Annotated in this window: 2 protein-coding genes; one reads left to right on the top strand and one right to left on the bottom strand. The window is 75.8% G+C overall.

The features are described from left to right. A partial coding sequence (locus tag ACFFNX_RS51345) for a hypothetical protein (protein ID WP_378213803.1) occupies window positions 1–202 on the top strand: 202 nt, incomplete at its 5' end. Between the two features lie 240 nt (window positions 203–442). Here the strand turns inward: ACFFNX_RS51345 and ACFFNX_RS51340 are convergent. Then, the coding region (locus tag ACFFNX_RS51340; protein WP_378213802.1) for a hypothetical protein at window positions 443–915 on the bottom strand (473 nt) is incomplete at its 5' end.

Raw genomic sequence — 915 nt, 5'->3', positions numbered from 1 at the left:
GGCGCCGGTGCCGTACCCACCGGCCTGCCGTCCGCAGGCCTGGAGCGCCGCGGTGTCCCCGGCGCTGGTCACGGCGCTGTTCGGCCTCCAGCCGGACGGGGCGGGCCGGGTGACGTCCGCGCCGCTGCCCGGCTTCGGCCCGATGACCGTCACCGGCGTACGGGTGGGGGAGGAGACGCTGACCTTCACGACCGAGGATTAGGGCCTGGTGCCGTCCGGCCCGGCTCGCACGGTGGGGCCGACCACCCCATCGTCAGAACGGCCGGTCGCGCTGCGGCGCAGGCTCCGCGGTGCACGGTGTCCGGGGCATGACGACCGATCGCCGGATTCACGAGCCCTAACCGCCGCCCGCGCCGGTGTTCTCGTCGCTGTGGCCGGACGGTCTTCGCCGGGGTTAGGCCGCCCAGGACGAGAGGCGGTGTGCCGGGGGCCCGGGTGCGGGTCAGGCTCGCCGAACAAAGAGGCCGATGCCCGGCTGAGGGGCGGTGCGGCTGTTCGCCATGATGCCGATGCCGCCACCGTCGTGCTCCCCGCGCGACGGCGCCGCCGGAACGACGTACCCGGGTCCCGCGGCCCGCGCACGCCGTGGGCGCCCTCGTGGCGATCGGCTTCCGGCCGGAAACAGGTGGGGCTGCCCGCAGTGACCGGTCGTGGTGACCACGAGCAGGCCGACGGCCGCGGCCAGGACCGGCCAGGTGGCGATGCTGAGCGGACCGGGTACGCGGCCGGGTCGGGCGAAGAAGAGGGTGAGCGGCAGCGCGAACCCGTTGCGCCCGGGGTGCGCGACGACGGCCGGGACCGAGCCGGTACGCAGCCCGGTCGAGGCGATGGCCGCGCCGACGCCGTCCGTGCCGACTACGCCGTCCGTGCCGACTACGCCGTCCGTGCCGACTACGCCGTCCGTGCCGACTACGC

The sequence above is a fragment of the Actinoallomurus acaciae genome, from assembly GCF_042429965.1.
In the GTDB taxonomy this organism is placed as follows: Bacteria; Actinomycetota; Actinomycetes; order Streptosporangiales; family Streptosporangiaceae; genus Actinoallomurus; species Actinoallomurus acaciae.
This window is presented reverse-complemented; position numbering and strand designations above follow the sequence as displayed.